Source organism: Caldibacillus sp. 210928-DFI.2.18 (assembly GCF_020554505.1).
Classification (GTDB): domain Bacteria; phylum Bacillota; class Bacilli; order Bacillales; family Caldibacillaceae; genus Caldifermentibacillus; species Caldifermentibacillus hisashii.
In genome coordinates, this window is the sequence record NZ_JAJCHL010000018.1 from 17,405 (window position 1) to 38,303 (window position 20,899).

Consider the following 20,899-nt stretch of genomic DNA (forward strand, 5'->3'; position numbering starts at 1 on the left):
CTCCGATGGTTTATGTCAAATTCATAAAATTTCTCTATTCCAACTCAAACGCCCCGGTATAAAGCTGATAGTACTTGCCTTTTTCCTCAATCAGCTTCTCATGGTTGCCGCGTTCGATGATTCTGCCTTGTTTAAGGACTATAATACATCAGAGTTCACCTATGAAATTAGCTTGTTAAACGATTTGGTTCACGCCTACAACAACATTCTCCACTTGTCTTTTCATTATATGCACGGAAAAAAGTCCTCCACGATGCAAACTATTAATTGTGGAATGCTTTTTCATCATAGTTTGAGCTGTTTTCTTTTAAAACTGGTTTTTTCACTAATGCTAATAATAAAATCATGCCGATTATGCACAGAGAACCGAGCCATTGAAAAAATCCAAACGGTACTTTCAACCAGAAGACGGTGGTCAACACGGCGGCTAATGGTTCAAGGCTACCTAGTAAACTAGTTTCCTTTGGTTCTAAGCTTTGCAAACTCTCAATATAAAACCAGAAGGCTAACATTGTTCCAAACAGTATGACAAAACTGAGATACATTACGATTTCAAAGTTGAAAGTTGCTATATGTATTCTCCAAGGCGGATGGATAAAACTGAGAGCAACACCGCCGATGATCATGGCCCAACCAACGATAACAAGGGAACCGAATTGCTTGATAAGCGGGACGGCATACAATGTATAAAAGGCGAGTGCCACACCGGATAAAACGCCCCAAATAATGGCCGGCATCGGTACGGAAAGCTTAGATATCGAACCGTTTGTCAATAATAAAAAACTTCCGATAAGGGCTAAGCAAACCGTGATAACGTCTTGCCCGGTGAGAACTGCCTGTCTGCGGAAAACGGTATAAATAATAATCATGACAGGTGCCAAATATTGTAAAAGTGTAGCCACTGCTGCATTACCATGGCTGATGGATGCCATATATGTATATTGGACTGCCAACATACCGAGCAACCCGAAGATAATTAATTGTACGGATGACCGTTTCTGTTTCCATACACGAATGATTTGGCTCCGTTCTTTTTTTAAAAATTGGATAGTCAACAATGCAATTCCGGCAAGCAATAATCGGATGGTGACTAGCCAATTGACCGAGATACCAAATTGTTGAAACAGTTTTTGTGAGACAGTGCCGCCGATTCCCCAAAATACCGCGCCGAGGATGACTAGCAATAACCCTAATTTTCTTGAATACGTGTTCATAATGTACTCCTGCCCATTAAATAGTCATACCACTATCATAATAAAAATATTTCCGCTTTTCTATAATTCCATAAAAAAAGAGGACAACGACTGCCCCCGAGTAATTTAGAGAAGTAAATCTTTATATTCCTCACTGTTTTCCAATACTCTTTTGGCATAAGAACATTCAGCGATAATATGCAGTTGGTTTGCTATTGCATATTCCGCCACTTGATTTACCAACTGTTTACCTAAACCTTTTCCATTATGTCCTTCATTCACAATCGTATGGGTAATAGTGATTTGTTTTTTACCGTCGAGATCGGAAGGAATGTACTCAATTCTTGCAATGACTTCCCCGTCTTCTTCCATGTAAAATTGATTGGTACCTGCTTTTATTTCTGCCATCTTAAACCGCCTCCTAGTTCTCACTTTATTTAATAAATACGTTTTCATTAGTATAACAAAAAACTTATTGAATGACCTGAAAAAAAGTCTAAAAAATAGACAAGAAATTTTTAAACGAAAACCATATTTTTTGCTAAAACTGCAAGACTGAAAAAAGGTCTAAAAAATAGATAACATATTTACTTGGACTAAGCAATTCTACATGTTATAATTCTTGCATAAGAAAAAATTTCATATCCATAAGGATTAGGTGTCTTTTTTAAAGACTTAATAGGGAAGTTGGTGAAAATCCAACGCGGTCCCGCCACTGTAAATGGGAGCTCTCTTATATACAAGCCACTGTCATCGGAACGGGAAGGCGGCATAAGAGGGTGATGAACATGAGCCAGGAGACCTGCCTATTCTTTTGCACCAAAAAACCTACGCGGATAGGGAGGTGTGCAATTTACTTGTTCATTGCATCCTCGAATTGATAGGATGTTTTTTTGTCTTTTAATGAGGGTCATTTTTAAGCCGAAACCAATCGAATTTTATCGATAGTTAGTTTATCAAAATAGAGGAGAGATTCACCTTGAAAAAAAGATACATATTTCTAATCCTGTTGCTTACTTTCGGATTACTTGCCGGGTGCGGGGCAAAGGATGAATCGAAAGCAAATCAAAACGGAGATAATACTAAAACAGAACAAGCGGAAAGTACAACAGCCGCCTTCCCGGTTACGATTAAAGATGCCGTCGATCAGGAAGTGGTCATTGATAAAAAACCGGAGAGAATTGTTTCCTTAATTCCGAGCAATACAGAGATTGCCTTTGCGTTGGGACTTGGTGATGAAATTGTCGGCGTATCCGATTTTGATAATTATCCCGAAGAAGCAATAGAAAAAGAAAAAATAGGCTCAATGGATTTCAATGTGGAAAAGATTATTTCCTTAAAACCTGATTTAGTGCTTGCACATGCATCAGGTGCTCACAATTCTGAAGCCGGATTACAACAGTTGCGAGATGCGGGCATAACCGTTCTTGTTGTGAATGATGCGAAAAACTTTGAAGACGTCTATGATTCTATTAAAATGATTGGGAAAGCGACAGGAGAACAAGCTGAAGCACAATCACTTATCGATGACATGAAGACGAAAATTGAAAAAATTCGTGAAAAGGCAGCGGAAATTCAAGATAAGAAGAAAGTATATATAGAAATATCTGCCCCTGATATTTACGCCGCAGGGAAAAATACATTCATGGATGAAATGCTGAAAATCGTTCATGCAGAAAATGTGGTGACCGAAGAGGGATGGCCAAAAATTGAACCGGAAGCGATCATTGCCGCCAATCCGGATGTCATCATAATCACTTACGGATCCTATACGGAAGGGGCAGTTGAACAAGTGCTAAGTCGAGAAGGTTGGGACCAGGTGAATGCTGTAAAAAATTCTCAAGTAGTCGATATTAATTCCGATATGGTCACTCGTTCAGGTCCACGTCTCGCTGAAGGGGTAGAGGAAATTGCAAAAGCAGTTTATCCGGAAATTTTCCAATAAGAAACCTTTTGCGTATATGGCAGCATCCATCCTTTTGGTTGCTGCCATTCTCATCGGTATTTCAATCGGTACTGTAACGGTTCCGATTGGTGATATTGTCAAAATTATCGGATCACGTCTTTTTAATATATCGCATGTAAATGTCGATCCGATGTATACAACAATCGTTTGGAATATTCGCTTTCCCCGTGTCGTTTTAGCGGGATTGGTTGGTGCGTCCTTGGCCATTGCAGGAGCCGCCTTTCAAGGGTTATTAAAAAACCCGTTAGCTGATCCTTACACGCTCGGTGTTTCATCCGGGGCTTCGGTTGGTGCTGTTTTGACTATCTTTTTGCATATCACTATCCCTGTCATCGGTTCATATACGCTGCCGTTTCTAAGTATTTTATTTGCCCTAATAACCATTATTGCTGTCCTTATTTTTGCAAAAAGAATTGATCGCTCAATGAAAGTTGAAACGATAATTTTAACAGGTGTGATTTTTAGCTCCTTTTTAAGTGCTTTTATATCCTTGATGATTGCTTTGACAGGGGATGAACTTCGGCAAATTGTCAGCTGGCTAATGGGAAGCGTTTCGATGAGAGGTTGGGAATATATTCAGATTATTTTACCGTTTTTTCTTATCGGCTCGTTTCTATTACTTATGAATGGAAATGAACTAAATGCGATGTCCTTTGGTGAAGAGAGGGCGCAGCATTTAGGGGTAAATGTAAAAAGGCGGAAAATGCTTGTATTAACAGCGGGCTCAATTTTAACCGGGGCAGCTGTTGCGGTATCGGGAACAATTGGTTTTGTTGGTTTAGTTATCCCCCATTTAACAAGATTACTGTGGGGACCTGATCATAAGCATTTATTACCATTATCGATGTTAACCGGAAGTGCCTTTTTAATATTAGCGGATCTTACGGCAAGAACCGTCATTTCACCGACAGAGCTTCCCATTGGTGTGATTACATCTTTAATCGGCGCTCCGGTATTTGCTGCCATTTTAATCCGAAACAAAAGGAAAGGAGGGGAAAGATGACGTCCATAAAGGTTGAAAATCTATTCGGCGGGTATAGTGGCGAACCTGTTTTAACAGATGTTTCATTTACTGTTGAACAGGGAGAATTTTTCGGGATATTAGGTTCAAATGGCAGTGGGAAAACGACATTATTAAAAATGATCAGTGGAGTTTTGCCATTTTTAAAAGGAAGTATTTTTGTAGGGGACCGATCTATCCAATCATTTTCAGCAAAAGAGCTTGCCCAAGTTATTGCTGTTCTGTCGCAACATTCTTCACAGGCTTTTTCTTATACGGTCAAGGAGACGGTCGAACTTGGCAGATATGCGCATAAAAAAGGCTTATTTCAAACATGGAGTCAAAAAGATGAAGAAGTGGTTCAGGAAGTGATGCAATGGACCGGTATTGAAAAATTTCAAGAGCAATCACTTGAGTTTTTATCTGGCGGAGAAAAACAGCGGGTTTTTTTGGCACAAGCACTTGCTCAAGAACCGGAAATTTTGCTGTTGGATGAACCGACAAACCATTTGGATTTATCCTATCAAAAGGATTTATTGGACTTGTTGCACAAGTGGACGAGGGAAAAAGGATTAACGATTATTTCGATTTTTCACGATATTAATTTAGCGGGCCTGTATTGTGACCGTATATTGCTTTTGGAAGACGGAAAGGTGATCAAAAACGATACACCAAAAGAGGTTTTGACGGAAAATACGATTCAACAAGTGTTTAAAACGAAAATTGAAATGCACCAGCATCCTAAAGTGCCGGCCCCGTTGATGGTTTTACTGCCGGATGATGCTTTAGAAAATGGTGGGACGGAAGAAGTAACGGAGGATCATATCGGTGTTTTCGATGACTACATTTTGCTCCAATCCCCTATGATGTTAAAAACAATGTCCTCCGGCGTTATTGGCTCTGGTATTGGATGGTACAATACTTTTATCAATCGGTATGTTGATAAATCATATCATTCAAGAAACTATCGTGAAGAATTAAAACGTTTTGTTGTTGAAAAAGGTTTGGACCCGTCAAATACGGTTGGGATGATGACGGCGGTGAAGATGGAAAATGTTCAATACAAACAATACCGCGACAAGGACTTTTCCATACTAGTGGTTGTCACAGCCGGGGTCGGCAATGCAGTGGATGTATCGAGAAGTGTCGAACATCCTTTTGTTTATCGACCGGGAACAATCAATACGTGGATCATTGTCAATGGCAGATTATCTGAAGAGGCATTTATCCAATCCATCATAACGGCAACAGAAGCAAAGGTAAAGGCGCTGGCTGAATTGCAAATTCCCGACCAAGAGACAGGAACCATTGCGACCGGGACCTCAACCGACAGTATTTTAATTGCCGCGACACAAAAGGGAAAATACCAAGAGTTTGCCGGGACGATTACCCCCCTCGGAAAGTTGATTGGAAAAGGTGTATATGAGTGTACACTTGAAGCAATCCAAAAAAGCCTAAAACGGAGTCCCGACCTATGATTATCCAGCATGTATCTGCAATCACACTCGCTTATATTATTGATCGTATCGTCGGTGATCCACCTAGCTGGCCGCATCCGGTCAAATGGATGGGCTCGCTCATTTCCTTGTTGGATAAACATTGGAACCGAGGTAAGGCCCGGAAATGGAAAGGTTTCGCAATGGTGGTTCTTATTCTATTTCTTGTGCTTCTTGTTACATCCTGTATTACCTTTATTGCCTACCGCATCCATATCGTGGCGGGAGTTTTGATGGAAGCTGTTTTAATCTCAACAACAATTGCTCAAAAAGGATTACAAGATGCGGCTTTAGAAGTGTACCGGCCGTTACAAGATCATCAATTGGATGAAGCACGGAAAAAACTTTCCTATATTGTCGGCCGGGATACGAATCAGTTGGATGAACGTGAAATTACCCGGGGTGCGGTGGAAACGGTCGCAGAAAATACTAGTGATGGGGTAACAGCACCGATGTTTTGGGCTTTTGTTGGGGGTGCCCCGCTTGCTTTTGTTTATCGTGCTGTTAATACATGTGATTCAATGGTTGGGTATAAAAATGATCGCTACCATGAGTTTGGGTTTGCTTCAGCCAAACTTGATGATCTGATGAATTGGATTCCGGCCCGATTAACCGGAATGCTTATGATATTGGTCAATAAAACTTTGCAAGGGAGTAAGAAAGAAGCATGGCAACTTTTATTTCGGGATGCCGGAAACCATCCAAGTCCGAATAGTGGATGGTGTGAAGCAGCGGCTGCGGCACTTCTTGGCGTGCAACTCGGCGGACGGAATACATATAAAGGTGTTGTTTCCCGGCGTGCGCTCATAGGGAACCCGCTTCGTCCACTAACAAGTAACGATATTATTGAAACGATAAAAATTTTAAAAAGAACTTCCCTTGCGTTTTTAATCCTATTATGGGTTGGAGGTGTTTTCATTGAACTGGCCAACACATGGTTCCAATCCGCATTATTTATATAAAGCGGCAGGAATCCGGCAACCGGTACAGATATATGATTTTAGTGCAAATATTAATCCCCTTGGTCCACCGAAGTCGCTTCGGGAAGATTGGGATGATTTTTTTCAAGAAGTTATTCACTATCCTGATCCAAAAGCAACATCTTTAAGAAAAAAGCTTGCTGAACGGGAAGGGCTTCATAAAGACCAAGTATTCATTGGCAATGGTGGAGCGGAAATCATTTCGCTGATTGGAAAATGGCTTACAGGAAAACGAGTTATGATTATTGAACCATCCTTTTCGGAATATGAACAGGCATGCCGAGTAAATGAATGTTCGATTTCTTATTTTTTTATCGATCATAACGGAAAAATTGATGTGCCTCACCTATCTGAAGCACTGACTGATCAAGATGCTTTATTTCTTTGTAACCCGAATAATCCAACCGGAATTTATTTTGAAAAACAAGTGATTGAACAGATTTTGACGACCTGTTCCGAGAAGAAATGTTATTTGATTGTTGATGAAGCCTTTTATGATTTTGTTGATGCATATCAACCCCTCGTTCCTTTGTTAAATCAGTTTCCGAATTTGATCTTGATTCGGTCAATGACAAAGATGTATGCCATACCGGGGGTAAGATTAGGTTATATGATGGCTGATGCGGAAATCGTTCAAGCCCTCCAAAATCAGCAATCCCATTGGAGCGTGAACGGGATAGCCTTAAAAGCGGGCGAACGATGCCTTGATGAAAAACATTATGTTGAACAAACAAGACTATTTGTAAGAAAAGAGCGGGAAAGACTGTTTCGTAATTTTCGAAAACACCGGTTTGATTTTCTTCCATCGGCGGTCAATTTTTATTTGCTAAGAGATTCAAGCATGAAGGATCAATCTATTTTCTTCCATTTTTTATTAAAGGAGGGAATTGTTCCGAGACATACATATAATTTCCCGGGAATAGAAGGCAAGTGGTTGCGTTTTGCCATACGCAGTGAAAAAGAGAACGATATCCTGCTTGAGGTGATGGAAAAATGGCGAGCGATTCATCAATCATCTTTATAACAGGCGGGGTTCGGAGCGGAAAAAGCCGTTTTGCCGAAAAAACAGCTGCAACATGGTGGCAACAATCACCAACCGGGACACTGCATTATATTGCCACGATGCAGGCAACAGATTCAGAAATGGAAAAAAGGATTGACCGTCACAAAAAGGATCGGACCAAAGGAGGCTTGCCTTGGCGGGCATGGGAGAAACCGGTATCTGTCGGTGATTTAGCCTATCATTTTCGTCAAGAGGATATTGTTTTACTTGATTGTTTGACGACTTGGCTTAACAATGAATTTTTCTTTGCTTCGAACGACTGGAAGGATGCTCAATTTCATGATGAGTTGTTTGACAAGATGTGGTATGGAATTGACAGAATCCGTTCCCATGTCAATAAATTAATTATTGTCAGTAATGAAGTGTTACATGAACCGTTAGCCAATAATGAACTTGTGCTTGCTTACAGCAGGATACTCGGTCTTTTGCACCGGCAAATTGTGACAAATGCATATCAAGCTATTCTTATAGAAGCCGGGATTCCGATTTTTATGAAAGAAGGCGAGGAAAGATGAAGGGTGTCATGAACATCCTTGATTGGAAAAAGGTGAAAAACATTGTCTTAACATGGGAGAACCACCATGAAGACGATTAAGGCACTGATCATGTGTATCCAATTTTTTACAAGTATTCCGGTTCCTTATGAAGTACCGATGGATCGGGAGCATATGGAACGGGCGATTCGCGTTTTCCCGATATTGGGCATTTTACAAGGGATTATCTATATATTTATTACATTTGCTCTTCTGGAATGGACGCCGTTATCAACTGTTGCCGTAGCTTTTTTTCTCTGGTTATCATGGATCATTGTGACCGGTGGTTTGCATCTTGATGGCTGGATGGATGTCAGTGACGGTTATTTCTCGTTTCGTAACCCGGAAAAACGATTAGAGATTATGAAAGATTCACGAATCGGTGCTTTTGGCGTTCTCTCAGTGCTTGTCTTATTAAGTGCTCGGTTTCTATTTATCTATGAAACGATTTCCCGGATGTCATCATGGATTTACCCGCTTATTTTGTTGATACCATTTTTTGGAAAAATAATGATGGGCGTCTTGTTGATTAAAGTCAAATCAGCAAAAGCGGATGGTCTTGGGGCCATGTTTCAACAGGCTGCATCAAAAGGGACTCTTTGGCGGTATCCCGTTTATCTTATTGTATTGCTCGGAATGATTATGTTCATTTGGCCTGAATCCTTTTGGGGACTGGCTTCATTCATAATAGGGTCGAGTTTATTCATACTGATTGCAAGAAAGAAGATAATCCGCTGGTTTGGCGGGATAACCGGTGACGTACTGGGGGCAGCTGTTGAAGGAGGGGAAACGTTATTATGGCTGATCCTGTGGTTGTTACCCTATGTTGGTATGGCCTGAAGCCGTTAGTTAAAGTGGAATTTCCCAACTTAAAGGAAGTTTGCGATTGGAATAGTGGCGATAAAATCATTTCACAGAACGTGATTGATATAGGAGGGAGGACCAATGCACTTTGTTACGGGTGGTGCTTTTAACGGAAAATCGAATTGGGTAAGGAAAACTTATCCTATCAATGATCAAAATAGTACTTGGGTTTCCGGTTATGCCGGCGAACAGATACCGGATTCCCTCCTGCCTGCAACTGAATATTGGATTGTGAGCGGAATTGAGCAATATGTTAAGGACTGGCTCATTGCTTGTGATGAAAAAGCTGTTCGGGAAAAATGGCTGGGTAAATTAACGGAATGGAGCTGCTTAGATGGGGATCAAACGATGATTCTCATTGGTTCCGATATTTCAAAAGGGATTGTTCCGGCAAGTCATGAAGAACGACTATGGCGGGATGTCACAGGAAGAATTTTTCAAGATACGGCAAAAATTTGTGACCGGGTTGATGTCATTTGGTATGGCATAAATATCCAAATCAAATAAAGAGGAGATGGGTGAAGTGCGAATTTATACACGTACGGGGGATCAAGGACAAACCAGTATCATTGGCGGTCGAGTAGATAAAGATAATATTCGGGTGGAAGCTTACGGAACGGTTGATGAGGCGAATTGTTTTGTCGGCAAAGCAATGACAGAACTGGATCCGGTTTTATTTCAGGATCTACTGGAAGATTTGGAAAAAATTCAACATGAGTTATTTGATTGTGGTGGGGATTTGGCAAATGTAACAAAGAAACGGGAACCGAAATTAACCGAAGAAGCGATAATCTATTTAGAAAACCGGATTGATCAAATCAATGAAGAATTGCCTGAAATTGAACGGTTTATTTTGCCCGGAGGAACGAGTGCAGCAGCAACATTACATATTGCCCGGACGGTGACAAGAAGAGCAGAAAGATTCGTCGTCAAATTAATGAAGGAACACTCAGTAATAACACCTTACCCATTGAAATTTTTAAATCGATTGTCTGATTATTTTTTCGTAGCCGCAAGATTAGTCAATTTTCGGCTCGAAGTAAATGATGTTGAATATGTTCGGAGTGGCCGTGTTTTTCGAAATGGAAAGAGGAAGGAGCAGACGGAATGAATGCGAAGAAAATCAGTTTGTTCGGTATCTTTTTAGCATTGGCTGTTGTCGGTGCTTCCATCAAAATTCCGGCCGTCATTGCCAGTGTTGCATTGGATATGGTTCCCGCGCTTATCGGGGCAGTCGTTTTAGGCGGGCGTGCCGGGGGATGTATTGCTTTTTTTGGTCATCTGTTATCGGCATTGATTGGCGGGATGCCACTGGGTCCGTTTCATGTGTTAATCGCTGTTGAAATGGCTGTTCTTGTTTGGGTATTTGGTTATTTTTATCAAAAGGGAAAACGGGTGTTGGGCGGTGTGTTATTTGTTGTGGGAAATACTTTTTTAGCCAGCCTCCCATTCCTTTTTATCATTGGCACCGGATTTTACGTCGGGATGATTCCGTCATTGTGTATCGGTTCCCTATTAAATACAATCTTAGCCATACTTCTGACACCAAGTTTATCAACGTATTTTGCAAAACGATTGCATGTATAAAGGAGAACAGCGATGAAAAGAGATATTACAGAAATTCCGTTAAATGACAAGAAGTCTCTTGTGATTGCTGCTGATAATAGCGGAGGCATCGGATTAAAGGCGCATGATATCGTTCAGACACCCTATGAAGTTGTTTCTTATTACGGGTTCCGTGTAGCTGTGATGGAATGTATGGCAGCTGGAGGAACACCGTTAGCTGTCGTGCTTCATAATTTTTCCGGGGATGATGTCTGGCCGTCGCTCATGAAAGGTATAGAGAGGGGCTTGGAAGAACTCGGTTTAGCAGATATTCCCATTACAGGTAGTACAGAGAGTAATTTTTCTCTCGTTCAATCAGCAATTGGTATTATTGTGATGGGGAAAAAAGACCGATTAGCTCATGACACCATTCTTTCTGTAGACAATATGAAATTGGCGGTAATCGGCTCTCCTTTAGTCGGAAATGAAGTTTTGGAGCGGGAACATGAAGTACTGTCTCTTTCGTTATTTCAGGAACTATGCCAATTGCAGGATGTCGTTCTTTTACCTGTCGGATCAAAAGGAATTTTGCATGAACTTCGAGTCCTGCTTAACTATGAATTCCCTATTCATCAAATCAATTGTGACGTCGATTTGGATAAATCTTCGGGACCGGCTACCTGTTGTCTAGTTGCTTATGATTCCTCTTTGGAACAACTTCTTCAGAATAAATGCGGACATTTATTTCATCAGATTTTAGTGAAGTGAATCGAGTAGGGATAAAGTGGCTGGATCCAAGAGGAATTTAACTCAAAGCTGACTGAAAAAAAGAAAAATGAAAATTGACTTTTATTGAATTTAGAATTAAATTTGATATAGAAAGAAAGGATATAATTGATTTAATCAAAAGGTTATGATTGGCTGAATATTTAATAAGATAAATGGAGGGGTTTTGATGGCTTTTGTTATAACAGCACCATGTAAGGACGAAAAAGCTGCCGAATGTGTGGAGGTTTGTCCTGTTGATTGTATAGAAGAAGGAGAAGATCAATTTTATATTGATCCGTCCATTTGTATTGATTGCGGAGCATGTCAAGCTGTTTGCCCGGTGGAGGCAATCTTTTATGAAGAGGACTTAACACCTGAAGAACAAGTTTATTTTGAAAAAGCCAAGAAATTTTTTGACAGATAATATCAATTTTGGGTAAGTGGTAGTGGTGCAATTCGCTACTGCTTTTTTATTGGAAACGGATGGAAAAAATGTGAAGAATAAGAATGAAAAACGATCTTTCCCTGACATAAAGGAGAGGTCGTTTTTATCAAAGAATTCTTTAGTCTGCTAATGAAATAAAATATTTTTATTGACAACTCTTCTTTCCGATGATATGATATGTTTATCAAATTCATATTTTAGTATATTAAAGAATTAAATTGCTAATAAGATAAATAAATTTGAATGGGAGAGGGCTTTTATGAAACGTCTGGGAAAAATAATATTCTTTATGTTATTCGTATCTCTATTAGCTGCATGCTCATCCGATGCCTCATCTAAAAATACAAGTAAAGAAGATAATCAATTAGTGATCGGGATTGATGATGCATTTGCCCCAATGGGATTCCGTGATGAAAACAATGAGATAGTCGGTTTTGATATTGATTTAGCAAAAGCGGCAGGTGAAAAAATGGGGAAGGATGTCGTTATTCAACCGATTGACTGGAGTGCGAAAGAATCGGAATTGAACAGCGGTCGCATTGACTTAATTTGGAACGGTTATACGGTTACAGATGAAAGAAAAGAAAAGGTATTATTCACGAAACCATATTTGGCTAATGCCCAAGTGATTGTCACATTGAAAGATTCCACAATTGAAAAACTGGATGATTTAAAAGGGAAAAATGTCGGTCTTCAAGCGCAATCTTCCGCAAGCGATGCACTGAAATCCGCTCCAATTGCTTCAGATATCAAGCAGGTTACAGAATATAAAGATAATGTCCTTGCTTTAAGTGATTTAAAAAATGGTCGTGTCGATGCGGTTGTGATTGATGAAGTTGTTATCGATTATTACATGACGAAAGAACCGGATACGTATAAAATTTTAAAAGAATCCCTTGCACCTGAAGAATATGCGGTTGGTGTGAAAAAAGGGAATGACGCCTTATTAAAAGAAGTTCAAAAGGCACTGGATGAACTGATTGCTGACGGGACCGCAGCTAAAATCTCGGAAAAATGGTTTGGTGAAGATAAAGTATTAAAATAAAAAAAGTTTAATAGTTGCAGTAATACGTTTCGGCTGATTGCTCTTCCATGTATGTACCCTATCAAAGCGGAAGAGCAATAACCGATTTCATATGCATTTTTCCCTTGCTTTCTTCTACAATATAAATAAACATTCCAAACTTAGGAGGACCTTATGTCATTTGATTACATCAATATGGTTTTGAAACCGATGCTTGATGGAACGAAGGTAACGCTTTTGCTTTTTTTGATCGTTATCATTTTTTCCATTCCTCTTGGTTTTTTATTGACATTAGCTGTTCGAAGTAGGTTCAAACCATTATCATTAATTGTCCATGCCTATATTTATGTCATGCGCGGGACTCCACTATTGTTGCAATTATTGTTTATTGTTTTTGGACTGCCTCTGTTACCGGTGATCGGTGATTATTTAGTTCTTGACCGGTTTGTTGCGGCATGTCTTGGTTTCGTATTAAACTATGCGGCTTATTTTGCGGAAATTTTCCGCGGCGGGTTACTCGCAATCGATCGAGGTCAATATGAAGCTGCCCAGGTGCTTGGTTTTAATAAATGGCAAACGATGACCCGAATCATTTTACCGCAAATGTTTCGTGTTGCTTTACCCACCGTGGCTAATGAATCGATTACGCTAGTTAAAGACACCTCTTTATTGTATGCTGTTGCAGTACCGGAATTGCTCCATTATGCACAAACGGCTGTTAACCGGGATTTTACAATCGTCCCATATTTTGTCGCAGCAGTTATTTATCTGGTCATCACCTTGCTTTTGACAATAATTTTAAAGAAAATCGAGAGAAAATATCAATTTGAATAAGAGAGTGTGATATTGTGGCGCTTATAGAAGTTACTAATTTGATAAAGTCATACGATCGCCTGGATGTATTGAAACAGATTAGTTTTACCGTTGAACGGAATGAGGTTGTTGCGATTATCGGTCCATCGGGTTCGGGAAAAAGTACATTATTAAGAAGTCTCGTTCATTTAGAAACTATCGATAACGGAACCATTACGGTAGATGGCAGCAACTTAGTAAAGAATGGTGTGTATGCAAAACCAAAAGAAATCAAAGAAATAACTGCGAAAATGGGAATGGTTTTTCAACATTTTAACCTGTTTCCTCATTTAACGGTAAAACAAAATTTAGAATTGGCTCCGAAACTTGTGAGAAAGGAAGCAAGCGGTGACTTGGAAAAAAGAAGTAGCGCATTGTTGGAAAAAGTCGGTTTAGCTGATCGGGCAGACGCATTTCCGGCAAAGCTATCCGGCGGTCAAAAACAGCGGGTTGCCATTGCCCGGGCATTAATGATGAACCCGGAAATTTTGCTTTTCGATGAACCGACGTCAGCACTTGATCCTGAATTAACCGGTGAAGTATTAAAGGTTATGAAAGATTTGGCCGATGAACAAATGACCATGGTCGTCGTAACCCATGAGATGGCCTTTGCTAAAGAAGTTGCCGACCGGGTTATTTTTATGGATAAAGGGGAAATTATTGAATCCGATTCTCCTGCTCAAATTTTTAAAAACCCGAAAAATGAACGGACAAAAGCTTTCTTAGGTCTGCTTGAATAAATCAGTTTCAGAGCGGGCGATTAGTATTAAATGGGTTAGTCTTCTTAAATAAATCGGTGTCAGAACCCGTAAACGAAATCTGACACCTTATGGAAATTCAACAATGAATGTATCGGGGCATAATGCTTATTTTGATTTGCAAAAAGAAGGCCTGTTTATTGAAATTCAACAATGAACGTATCGGGCCCTGTCTGTTCAATGCTTCCGCCTCTAGGTTCGACACTTGCTTTCAATTTTTTAAATTCATCTACATCAATATCTCTAAATAACATTCTTGTCATTCCGTTTTGAGTCGGTAGGATTTCATGATCGATCGAGTTATCCATGTAAATGATCCATAATTGATAATCCTGATTGATTAACTCTTCAAGCCCGTCTACCTCCAACAACATTTCATTTCGATTACGATTTACCCAGACATAACCGTTTATTTGATTAAATTCAGATACCGGAGTGACTTTTATTTGTTGGGTATGAGGTGCGCTTTGAATTGTTTCCGGTGGTATTTCATCATTTTCGGCAATTTCATAATTCCTCGTGTTGATATCTTGATAATAACTGTGAACACTATAAAAAATTAGGAATACACATGCAATTGTTGCAAAAAGGAGACCGGGTTTCCCAATCACGGTTCTTCGTTTAAATGATTTTCCTTCCATCTGATTGATACTATGTTGAATACGATCTTTCATTGACTGAGAAGGTTGAAATTTCTTATGATCTTGACTTAATAAAAACTGCCAATCGCTCAATAAATATTGACATTTTTTACAATGGTTCAGATGAGCTTTTATTTGTTTCGCATCCCATTCCCCAATGTTTCCCAATAGATAGTCAACCAGTTGTTCTTCAGGGATGTGCTTAGATTTCATCATTTTTTCTCACCTCGATCAATACCTACCCATTGCATCAGTGCTTTTTGCTTTCGTAAATTATTCAGTCCATATCGGATCAGTGATTTTACTGAGCCTAACGGTTTTTTCATAGTCATTGCAATCTCATTATGTGTTTCCCCATTATAATAGGAGCGAATAATTGCTTCCCGCTGTTCAATCGGGATTGCCTTTAATGCTTCAACAATTAAATGCTTTTCTAATGAATGTAAAAATTGTAAATCTGCTCCCGGTTCCATTTTTTTGCTCCCCGATAAATTTTCAAGACGATGAATAAGAAGAGGTTTATTTTTCCGTAACCGATCCAGTGAACGGCTCTTTGTTTTCACGGCAAGCCAAGCTTTGATACTTCCTTTTTCCTCTGAATACTGCCTTGCTTTTTGATAAACTTCCAAAAATACATCGTGACAAATATCTTCAGCCTCTGCGTGATTATGAACGATGGAAAAAGCAATTTGGTAAACAAAGGAAATATATTTTTCATAAAAAATATCAAAAGCTTGTCGGGAGCCGGCTGCAATATCCTTTAATAATTGGATATTTTCCTGATCATTACTCATCAGAAACGCCCCCCTTAAAAGCTAAAACGTTGTAGAAAGGTTCATTTGCTAATTAGCCCTAAAAGGTTTAACCACCTTTTGCTGTGTTTCAAATTGGAAGTAACTATTTTACTAGTTCGATCACAACTTTCATAAAAAATTTACCACCAAATTTTTAAAATGACAAATCTAAAATTGATATTTTTGCGTATTAAATATGAAAATGTAAAAGGAGGGAATGAAAATGACAGGTAAATTGAAAAAGATGATTTCGATTATCGCAGTTGGCTTCATCCTTCTTACTTTTATCAAGCCCGGACAAGTTTTGGCTGTAGAAGGTGTATCATTATTTACACCGTATACAGGATTATCTGCAACGCCAGGTGAAACAATCAATTACTCTATTACCGTTATCAACAGTAGCCCGAGTATAAAAAATATGTCTTTTTCCGTTGAAGGTTTACCCGACGGCTGGCAGTATAAAATAACAGCAGACGGTAGAGAAATTAAGGAGCTGTCCGTCCGGGGAAACAGTGAAGAAAAAATATCTTTGGACATTACTTCACCGCTCGATGTCCAAAAAGCAGATTATCGTTTTTCCTTGCTTGCATCGGACGGAAACAGCAATTCAAAACTACCATTTTTAATCTCAATCAGTGAACAAGGAGCACTGGCATCAGCATTGACAAGCGACCAGGCAAATTTACAAGGGAATGCTGATTCTAAATTCACCTATACGGTCACATTGCGAAACCGAACAGCCGATACTCAAAATTATGCATTAAGTTCTTCTGCCGAGAAAGGATGGGGGGTAAGCTTTAAAACAGGCAGTGATTCAGTTACATCTGTAAAATTAGAGCCGAATGATACACAAGATATTACTGTCGAGGTGACACCGCCGGAAAAAGTGAAAGCCGGAACCTATAAAATCCCAATCAAGGCAACGAGCGGTAATACGTCAGCAGAACTGGAACTGGAGGCAGTTATTACCGGTACTTACGAATTAGAATTAACCACACCTTCAGGAAAATTGAGTACAGATATAACTGCCGGTAAAGAAAAAATAGTTGATTTAGTTATTAAAAATACCGGTACTGCACCATTGACAGATGTCAGTATTACAGCGAAAACTCCTCCAAACTGGGAGTCGGAATTTGACAGAAGCACGATTCCCGAAATCGAACCCGGAAAATCGGCAACTGTAAAGGCAAAAATAAAAGCCTCTGATGATGCGATTGCCGGTGACTATGTAACAACATTTACTGCTACAGCGGCAGAAAAATCGGCGGATGCCACCTTCAGAATTTCGGTTAAAACATCAACACTTTGGGGAATTGTTGCTGTCCTCATCATTGCAGGAGTAGTAGCGGGATTATACTACATTGTTAAAAAATATGGGAGGAGATAGCTGTGACAACCCCAATTATCCAATTGGACAAACTCACGAAAAAATATGAAGAACAACTTGCGGTTAATAACTTATCTCTTTCCATTCATAAAGGTGAAATCTTTGGGTTACTGGGACCAAACGGTGCAGGCAAAACGACAACGATATTAATGATGTTGGGATTAAGTGAACCAACTTCAGGAAATATTACGGTCTGTGGAATAAACCCGACCCGAAATCCGATTGCAGTTAAGAAAAAAGTTGGGTATCTTCCGGACGATGTCGGTTTTTATCAACATATGACCGGTTTGGAAAATTTATTGTATACAGCGCAATTGAACGGAATTCCTTTAGATGAAGCGAAAAAAAGGGCCCATCATTTATTACAAAAAGTCGATTTACTGGATGCCGCCGATAAAAAAACAGGAAAATATTCACGGGGGATGAGGCAAAGACTCGGACTCGCCGATGTACTCATGAAAAAACCGGAAGTCATTATTTTGGACGAGCCGACTTTAGGGATTGATCCTGAGGGCGTTCGTGATTTTTTAAAATTAATTCGGGAATTAAACGAAGAGGAACAAATGACCGTTCTTCTATCCTCCCACCATTTACATCAGGTCCAACAAATCTGTGATCGAGTCGGAATTTTTGTCAATGGAGAATTATTGGCTGCGGGAGATATGGAAAGCCTGGCAAAGCAATTGTTTGTTGAAGATACATTTGTGATTGAAATTAAAGCCCAACCTATTCATAAGGAATTAATAGAACGATTGCAGACCATCCCGAATGTCAATAAAGTAGAAACCGTTCCTAGTGGTATAGAAATCTATTGTAAAGAAGATGTTTCTGCCGCAATAAGTAGAGCGATTATCGAGTCAGGCGCTTCCCTTTATCAATTACAAAAGAAAAATTTTGGACTTGATGAAATTTACCATCGTTATTTTGAAGGAGGTAATCCGGATGGAATTGGCCTCACTAAAAAATAAATGGTCGTTACTTATGAATAAGGAACATACGGAAAAGCATAGGAACAACAGCACATTTTGGGTCATTGTCCAAAAAGAATTCAGCGATTTTATATCAAGCTGGCGAATTATTATTTTATTGGCGATTATTCTTTTAACATGCGTTGGTTCCCTTTATACTGCTGTTACAACTATTCAAGATGCTATTGACGCCAATGAATCGGCCGAGGAAATTGGGCGGAGTTCTTATTTATTTTTGCAATTATTTACAACGAGTGATGGAACTTTACCTTCGTTTATCACTTTTGTTGGATTTTTAGGCCCATTGTTAGGAATTGCTCTTGGTTTTGATGCGATTAACTCAGAACGAAATAAGGGAACATTGAGTCGGTTAATGGCCCAACCGATTCCAAGAGATTATGTCATTAACGGCAAATTTGTCGCTGCCTTATTACTAAGTAGTTTATTATTTTTCACTTTAGGATTATTAGTTATGTCTATGGGCATGTTAATTTTGGGTATACCGCCAACTTTAGAAGAATTCTTCCGGATCGTGTTTTTTCTTATTTCATGTATCGTATATATTGCCTTTTGGTTAAACTTAAGTATATTGTTTTCAGTCATTTTTCGTCAGGCGGCAACATCGGCTCTTTCTTCAATTGCTGTTTGGTTATTTTTTAGTGTATTTTATACGATGATTATCAATCTGATTGCAAAGCCGCTTTTAAACAATGATTCCATTACAACAGTTGAACAGGCAGTCGGCAGGCAAGAATTCGTACTTAACTTGCTCAGACTATCGCCAAACTATTTATTTAGTGAAGCAACGACAACCTTGCTCTCGCCAACCGTGAGAAGCTTGGGGCCGCTAACCATGGAGCAAACGGTTGGGGCAGTAGCGAGTCCGTTGCCGTTATCTCAAAGTCTATTATTAATTTGGCCGCAGCTAACCGGAATGATTGCTGCAACAATGATTTGTTTTGTCATTGCCTACATTTTATTCATGCGGCAAGAAATACGCGCAAACTAATTTTGCGTATGTTTTGACAGTATGTAAATTAGATAGTATTCTGACTTCTGCACCTTATATGGTAAAAAACCAGCCCTAAACCTAGTAGTAACAAATGTTTAGGGCTGGTTTTGTCTGCCACAGTGTTGTAAGGAAAATTATTCCTTTTTCACGTCTCCTAAAATTTTTTGATTTCTCCGAGTGACATGTATTTCTTCCCAAAATCGATTCCCAATTCCTTGCAGATGTCGACAAGCACCTCATCTAAATACTCAAGCAGATAATAGTTTAACCATTTTTGGACGAAAGGGTATACCAAATGTTATCTCCCGCGGTCATCCCCTTATCCGCCACCACAATGATGCGCCCGAGAGAAAAGTTGCGCTGAATGTTTCCAAGCATTGGGATCAGGGTTTGCTTATCCAACATATTCCCGAGATAGAGGCCGTAAGTAATCGGAATCCCGCCGGTGTCCATAAATAGCCCTATCTGTAGGGTGCTTGCTTTTATAATTTAACACCATACTTGTATATTACCTTTTTTTACATAATCTATTTACGACTGCACCAATGACAAGACCAATAATAGTTGCAAATAAAAATATTTTCAAAGTATCCAAAGTAATATCGATTCCAATAAGCAGTAAAACACCGAATCCAATTAAATAACCTAAAATAATACCAAAAAATTTCCTCATTGACAAAGACCTCCAAATTTTAAAAAAAACCATGAATAGTATTACAGTATTTCTAGTATTATGATAATGTATTTCTGTAATAAAATAAATATTTAGTCTATTATTAATTTGGCCGCAGCTAACCGGAATGATTGCCGCAACATTGATTTGTTTTGTCATTGCCTACATTTTATTCAGGCGGCAAGAAATACGCGCGAACTAATTTTGCGTATGTTTTGACAGTATGTAATTTATATAGTATCATAACTGTAATCAATAATTTATCTGTTTTTGATAAGGGGAGTAGCTTCTACAGCGAGGTCGTCATTACGGAGATTTGTTCTCTCGGCTTTGTTGGCAATATTGATTGTTAGCGAGACCTTACCTCCATTATTGAATGAAGGTAGGTCTCTTTATTTCTTTTTTGCATGTTTAACCGTGTGATTGAATAGGTATGTTAGGAATATAATTATAAAAGGTGATTATATGGACAACTTTTTAATGAATAGTTTTCCAGAGAATATTAAGAAAGAAATAGAACAGATTCAAAAGCTTATTTTACCATTGGCGAGGAAAACTTCGAAATATATGTTTTGGACATTTCCACTTATTGGTATTGCGATGATTAATCTTATCTATTTATTGTTTTTTACAACAAGAGACGGAGATTATTATATACCGGTAATTATTTATGCGGTCATCGGTGCATTTGGATTTGCTCTTTTACGGGAAACAAAACTAACCAAAAAGGAAATAGAACGTATCGGCGTTCGCTATATTATTGAACGGATGAAAAAAAGCCGCTATTTAACAAGTGAAAGAAAAAATCAGTATATTCATCTTGTTAATGAGAAACCGGTTATGGCTATGGAGAATTTTATTAAGTTTCTTCAAGAAGAAGATCGTTTGAAAAGATTGACAACAGATGATGAAGATTAGCATATACAGGACGGATCCA

24 protein-coding genes, 2 pseudogenes and 1 riboswitch are annotated in these 20,899 nt (G+C 39.0%); of the genes and pseudogenes, 20 read left to right on the plus strand and 6 right to left on the minus strand.

Annotated elements, in window-relative coordinates:
- Nucleotides 1-263: 263 nt before the first annotated feature.
- The gene (locus LIZ98_RS05945) at nt 264-1,214 is read right to left on the minus strand and encodes a DMT family transporter (protein ID WP_227139178.1); all 951 of its coding nucleotides are present in this window, start codon (nt 1,212-1,214) and stop codon (nt 264-266) included.
- Nucleotides 1,215-1,319: 105 nt separating this feature from the next.
- Nucleotides 1,320-1,601: a GNAT family N-acetyltransferase gene (locus LIZ98_RS05950; RefSeq protein WP_255602052.1), complete on the minus strand. Its 282-nt coding sequence runs from the start codon at nt 1,599-1,601 to the stop codon at nt 1,320-1,322.
- Between the two features lie 231 nt (nt 1,602-1,832).
- A riboswitch (cobalamin riboswitch) is annotated at nt 1,833-2,017 on the plus strand.
- Nucleotides 2,018-2,172: 155 nt separating this feature from the next.
- On the opposite strand from LIZ98_RS05950, the gene LIZ98_RS05955 reads away from it, so the two are divergent.
- The 15 genes from LIZ98_RS05955 (at nt 2,173) to LIZ98_RS06025 (ending at nt 14,469) form a co-directional block, all read left to right on the plus strand.
- Nucleotides 2,173-3,138, plus strand: coding sequence for an ABC transporter substrate-binding protein (locus tag LIZ98_RS05955; protein ID WP_227139180.1), 966 nt, complete (start codon nt 2,173-2,175; stop codon nt 3,136-3,138).
- Nucleotides 3,104-4,162 (plus strand): FecCD family ABC transporter permease, encoded by a 1,059-nt coding sequence (locus LIZ98_RS05960; RefSeq protein WP_034772223.1) that lies wholly within the window; start codon nt 3,104-3,106, stop codon nt 4,160-4,162. Before LIZ98_RS05955 ends, LIZ98_RS05960 begins: the two co-directional genes overlap by 35 nt.
- Nucleotides 4,159-5,637, plus strand: a complete 1,479-nt coding sequence (locus LIZ98_RS05965; RefSeq protein WP_227139181.1) for an adenosylcobinamide amidohydrolase — start codon at nt 4,159-4,161, stop codon at nt 5,635-5,637. Before LIZ98_RS05960 ends, LIZ98_RS05965 begins: the two co-directional genes overlap by 4 nt.
- The gene (cbiB, locus tag LIZ98_RS05970; protein WP_034772219.1) at nt 5,634-6,617 is read left to right on the plus strand and encodes an adenosylcobinamide-phosphate synthase CbiB; all 984 of its coding nucleotides are present in this window, start codon (nt 5,634-5,636) and stop codon (nt 6,615-6,617) included. Before LIZ98_RS05965 ends, cbiB begins: the two co-directional genes overlap by 4 nt.
- Nucleotides 6,574-7,659 carry a threonine-phosphate decarboxylase CobD gene (cobD, locus tag LIZ98_RS05975; RefSeq protein WP_227139182.1) on the plus strand — a complete coding sequence of 362 codons (1,086 nt, stop codon included), beginning with the start codon at nt 6,574-6,576 and terminating at the stop codon, nt 7,657-7,659. The genes cbiB and cobD overlap by 44 nt, the downstream gene beginning before the upstream one ends.
- The gene (locus tag LIZ98_RS05980) at nt 7,629-8,213 is read left to right on the plus strand and encodes a bifunctional adenosylcobinamide kinase/adenosylcobinamide-phosphate guanylyltransferase (protein WP_041848342.1); all 585 of its coding nucleotides are present in this window, start codon (nt 7,629-7,631) and stop codon (nt 8,211-8,213) included. The genes cobD and LIZ98_RS05980 overlap by 31 nt, the downstream gene beginning before the upstream one ends.
- A 66-nt stretch (nt 8,214-8,279) precedes the next feature.
- Nucleotides 8,280-9,071 (plus strand): adenosylcobinamide-GDP ribazoletransferase, encoded by a 792-nt coding sequence (gene cobS, locus LIZ98_RS05985; RefSeq protein ID WP_227139183.1) that lies wholly within the window; start codon nt 8,280-8,282, stop codon nt 9,069-9,071.
- A gap of 105 nt (nt 9,072-9,176) precedes the next feature.
- Nucleotides 9,177-9,602 carry a bifunctional adenosylcobinamide kinase/adenosylcobinamide-phosphate guanylyltransferase gene (locus tag LIZ98_RS05990; RefSeq protein ID WP_034772211.1) on the plus strand — a complete coding sequence of 142 codons (426 nt, stop codon included), beginning with the start codon at nt 9,177-9,179 and terminating at the stop codon, nt 9,600-9,602.
- 16 nt (nt 9,603-9,618) lie between these two features.
- A complete protein-coding gene (locus LIZ98_RS05995) occupies nt 9,619-10,206 on the plus strand; it encodes a cob(I)yrinic acid a,c-diamide adenosyltransferase (RefSeq protein WP_227139184.1) in 588 nt (195 codons plus the stop codon).
- The gene (locus LIZ98_RS06000) at nt 10,203-10,682 is read left to right on the plus strand and encodes an ECF transporter S component (RefSeq protein WP_034772209.1); all 480 of its coding nucleotides are present in this window, start codon (nt 10,203-10,205) and stop codon (nt 10,680-10,682) included. Before LIZ98_RS05995 ends, LIZ98_RS06000 begins: the two co-directional genes overlap by 4 nt.
- 12 nt (nt 10,683-10,694) lie before the next feature.
- Nucleotides 10,695-11,408 (plus strand): hypothetical protein, encoded by a 714-nt coding sequence (locus LIZ98_RS06005; protein ID WP_041846852.1) that lies wholly within the window; start codon nt 10,695-10,697, stop codon nt 11,406-11,408.
- A gap of 187 nt (nt 11,409-11,595) precedes the next feature.
- Nucleotides 11,596-11,832 (plus strand): ferredoxin family protein, encoded by a 237-nt coding sequence (locus LIZ98_RS06010; RefSeq protein ID WP_034772207.1) that lies wholly within the window; start codon nt 11,596-11,598, stop codon nt 11,830-11,832.
- Nucleotides 11,833-12,112: 280 nt separating this feature from the next.
- Nucleotides 12,113-12,898: an amino acid ABC transporter substrate-binding protein gene (locus LIZ98_RS06015; RefSeq protein WP_043988467.1), complete on the plus strand. Its 786-nt coding sequence runs from the start codon at nt 12,113-12,115 to the stop codon at nt 12,896-12,898.
- A 153-nt stretch (nt 12,899-13,051) separates the two neighbouring features.
- Nucleotides 13,052-13,711 (plus strand): amino acid ABC transporter permease, encoded by a 660-nt coding sequence (locus tag LIZ98_RS06020; protein ID WP_227091634.1) that lies wholly within the window; start codon nt 13,052-13,054, stop codon nt 13,709-13,711.
- A gap of 14 nt (nt 13,712-13,725) precedes the next feature.
- On the plus strand, nt 13,726-14,469 hold the full coding sequence (locus LIZ98_RS06025; protein WP_041846854.1) for an amino acid ABC transporter ATP-binding protein: 744 nt from the start codon (nt 13,726-13,728) through the stop codon (nt 14,467-14,469).
- A gap of 155 nt (nt 14,470-14,624) precedes the next feature.
- Here LIZ98_RS06025 and LIZ98_RS06030 read toward each other — a convergent pair whose 3' ends face one another.
- Nucleotides 14,625-15,344: an anti-sigma factor gene (locus tag LIZ98_RS06030; RefSeq protein ID WP_227202989.1), complete on the minus strand. Its 720-nt coding sequence runs from the start codon at nt 15,342-15,344 to the stop codon at nt 14,625-14,627.
- On the minus strand, nt 15,341-15,922 hold the full coding sequence (locus tag LIZ98_RS06035; RefSeq protein WP_034772201.1) for an RNA polymerase sigma factor: 582 nt from the start codon (nt 15,920-15,922) through the stop codon (nt 15,341-15,343). The genes LIZ98_RS06030 and LIZ98_RS06035 overlap by 4 nt, the downstream gene beginning before the upstream one ends.
- A 217-nt stretch (nt 15,923-16,139) precedes the next feature.
- Between LIZ98_RS06035 and LIZ98_RS06040 the strand changes: the two genes are divergently transcribed.
- From LIZ98_RS06040 to LIZ98_RS06050, 3 genes are read left to right on the plus strand one after another with little or no spacing between them, the layout of a single operon-like run.
- The gene (locus LIZ98_RS06040; RefSeq protein ID WP_375293570.1) at nt 16,140-17,309 is read left to right on the plus strand and encodes a COG1470 family protein; all 1,170 of its coding nucleotides are present in this window, start codon (nt 16,140-16,142) and stop codon (nt 17,307-17,309) included.
- Nucleotides 17,310-17,311: 2 nt separating this feature from the next.
- A complete protein-coding gene (locus tag LIZ98_RS06045) occupies nt 17,312-18,277 on the plus strand; it encodes an ABC transporter ATP-binding protein (protein ID WP_041846858.1) in 966 nt (321 codons plus the stop codon).
- A 13-nt stretch (nt 18,278-18,290) separates the two neighbouring features.
- Complete coding sequence (locus LIZ98_RS06050; protein ID WP_227139192.1) at nt 18,291-19,286, plus strand: ABC transporter permease; 996 nt, start codon at nt 18,291-18,293, stop codon at nt 19,284-19,286.
- A 270-nt stretch (nt 19,287-19,556) separates the two neighbouring features.
- Here LIZ98_RS06050 and LIZ98_RS18270 read toward each other — a convergent pair.
- Nucleotides 19,557-19,760: pseudogene (locus LIZ98_RS18270) on the minus strand (IS1634 family transposase); the annotation flags it as partial.
- Nucleotides 19,761-19,797: 37 nt separating this feature from the next.
- Nucleotides 19,798-19,962 carry a hypothetical protein gene (locus LIZ98_RS06055; RefSeq protein ID WP_156103241.1) on the minus strand — a complete coding sequence of 55 codons (165 nt, stop codon included), beginning with the start codon at nt 19,960-19,962 and terminating at the stop codon, nt 19,798-19,800.
- A 94-nt stretch (nt 19,963-20,056) separates the two neighbouring features.
- On the opposite strand from LIZ98_RS06055, the pseudogene LIZ98_RS18275 reads away from it, so the two are divergent.
- Both LIZ98_RS18275 and LIZ98_RS06065 read left to right on the plus strand, forming a co-directional pair.
- Nucleotides 20,057-20,164 (plus strand): annotated as a pseudogene (locus LIZ98_RS18275) (ABC transporter permease); the annotation flags it as partial.
- A gap of 263 nt (nt 20,165-20,427) precedes the next feature.
- Nucleotides 20,428-20,880, plus strand: coding sequence for a YwnF family protein (locus tag LIZ98_RS06065; protein ID WP_227139186.1), 453 nt, complete (start codon nt 20,428-20,430; stop codon nt 20,878-20,880).
- The last annotated feature ends 19 nt before the right edge of the window (nt 20,881-20,899 follow it).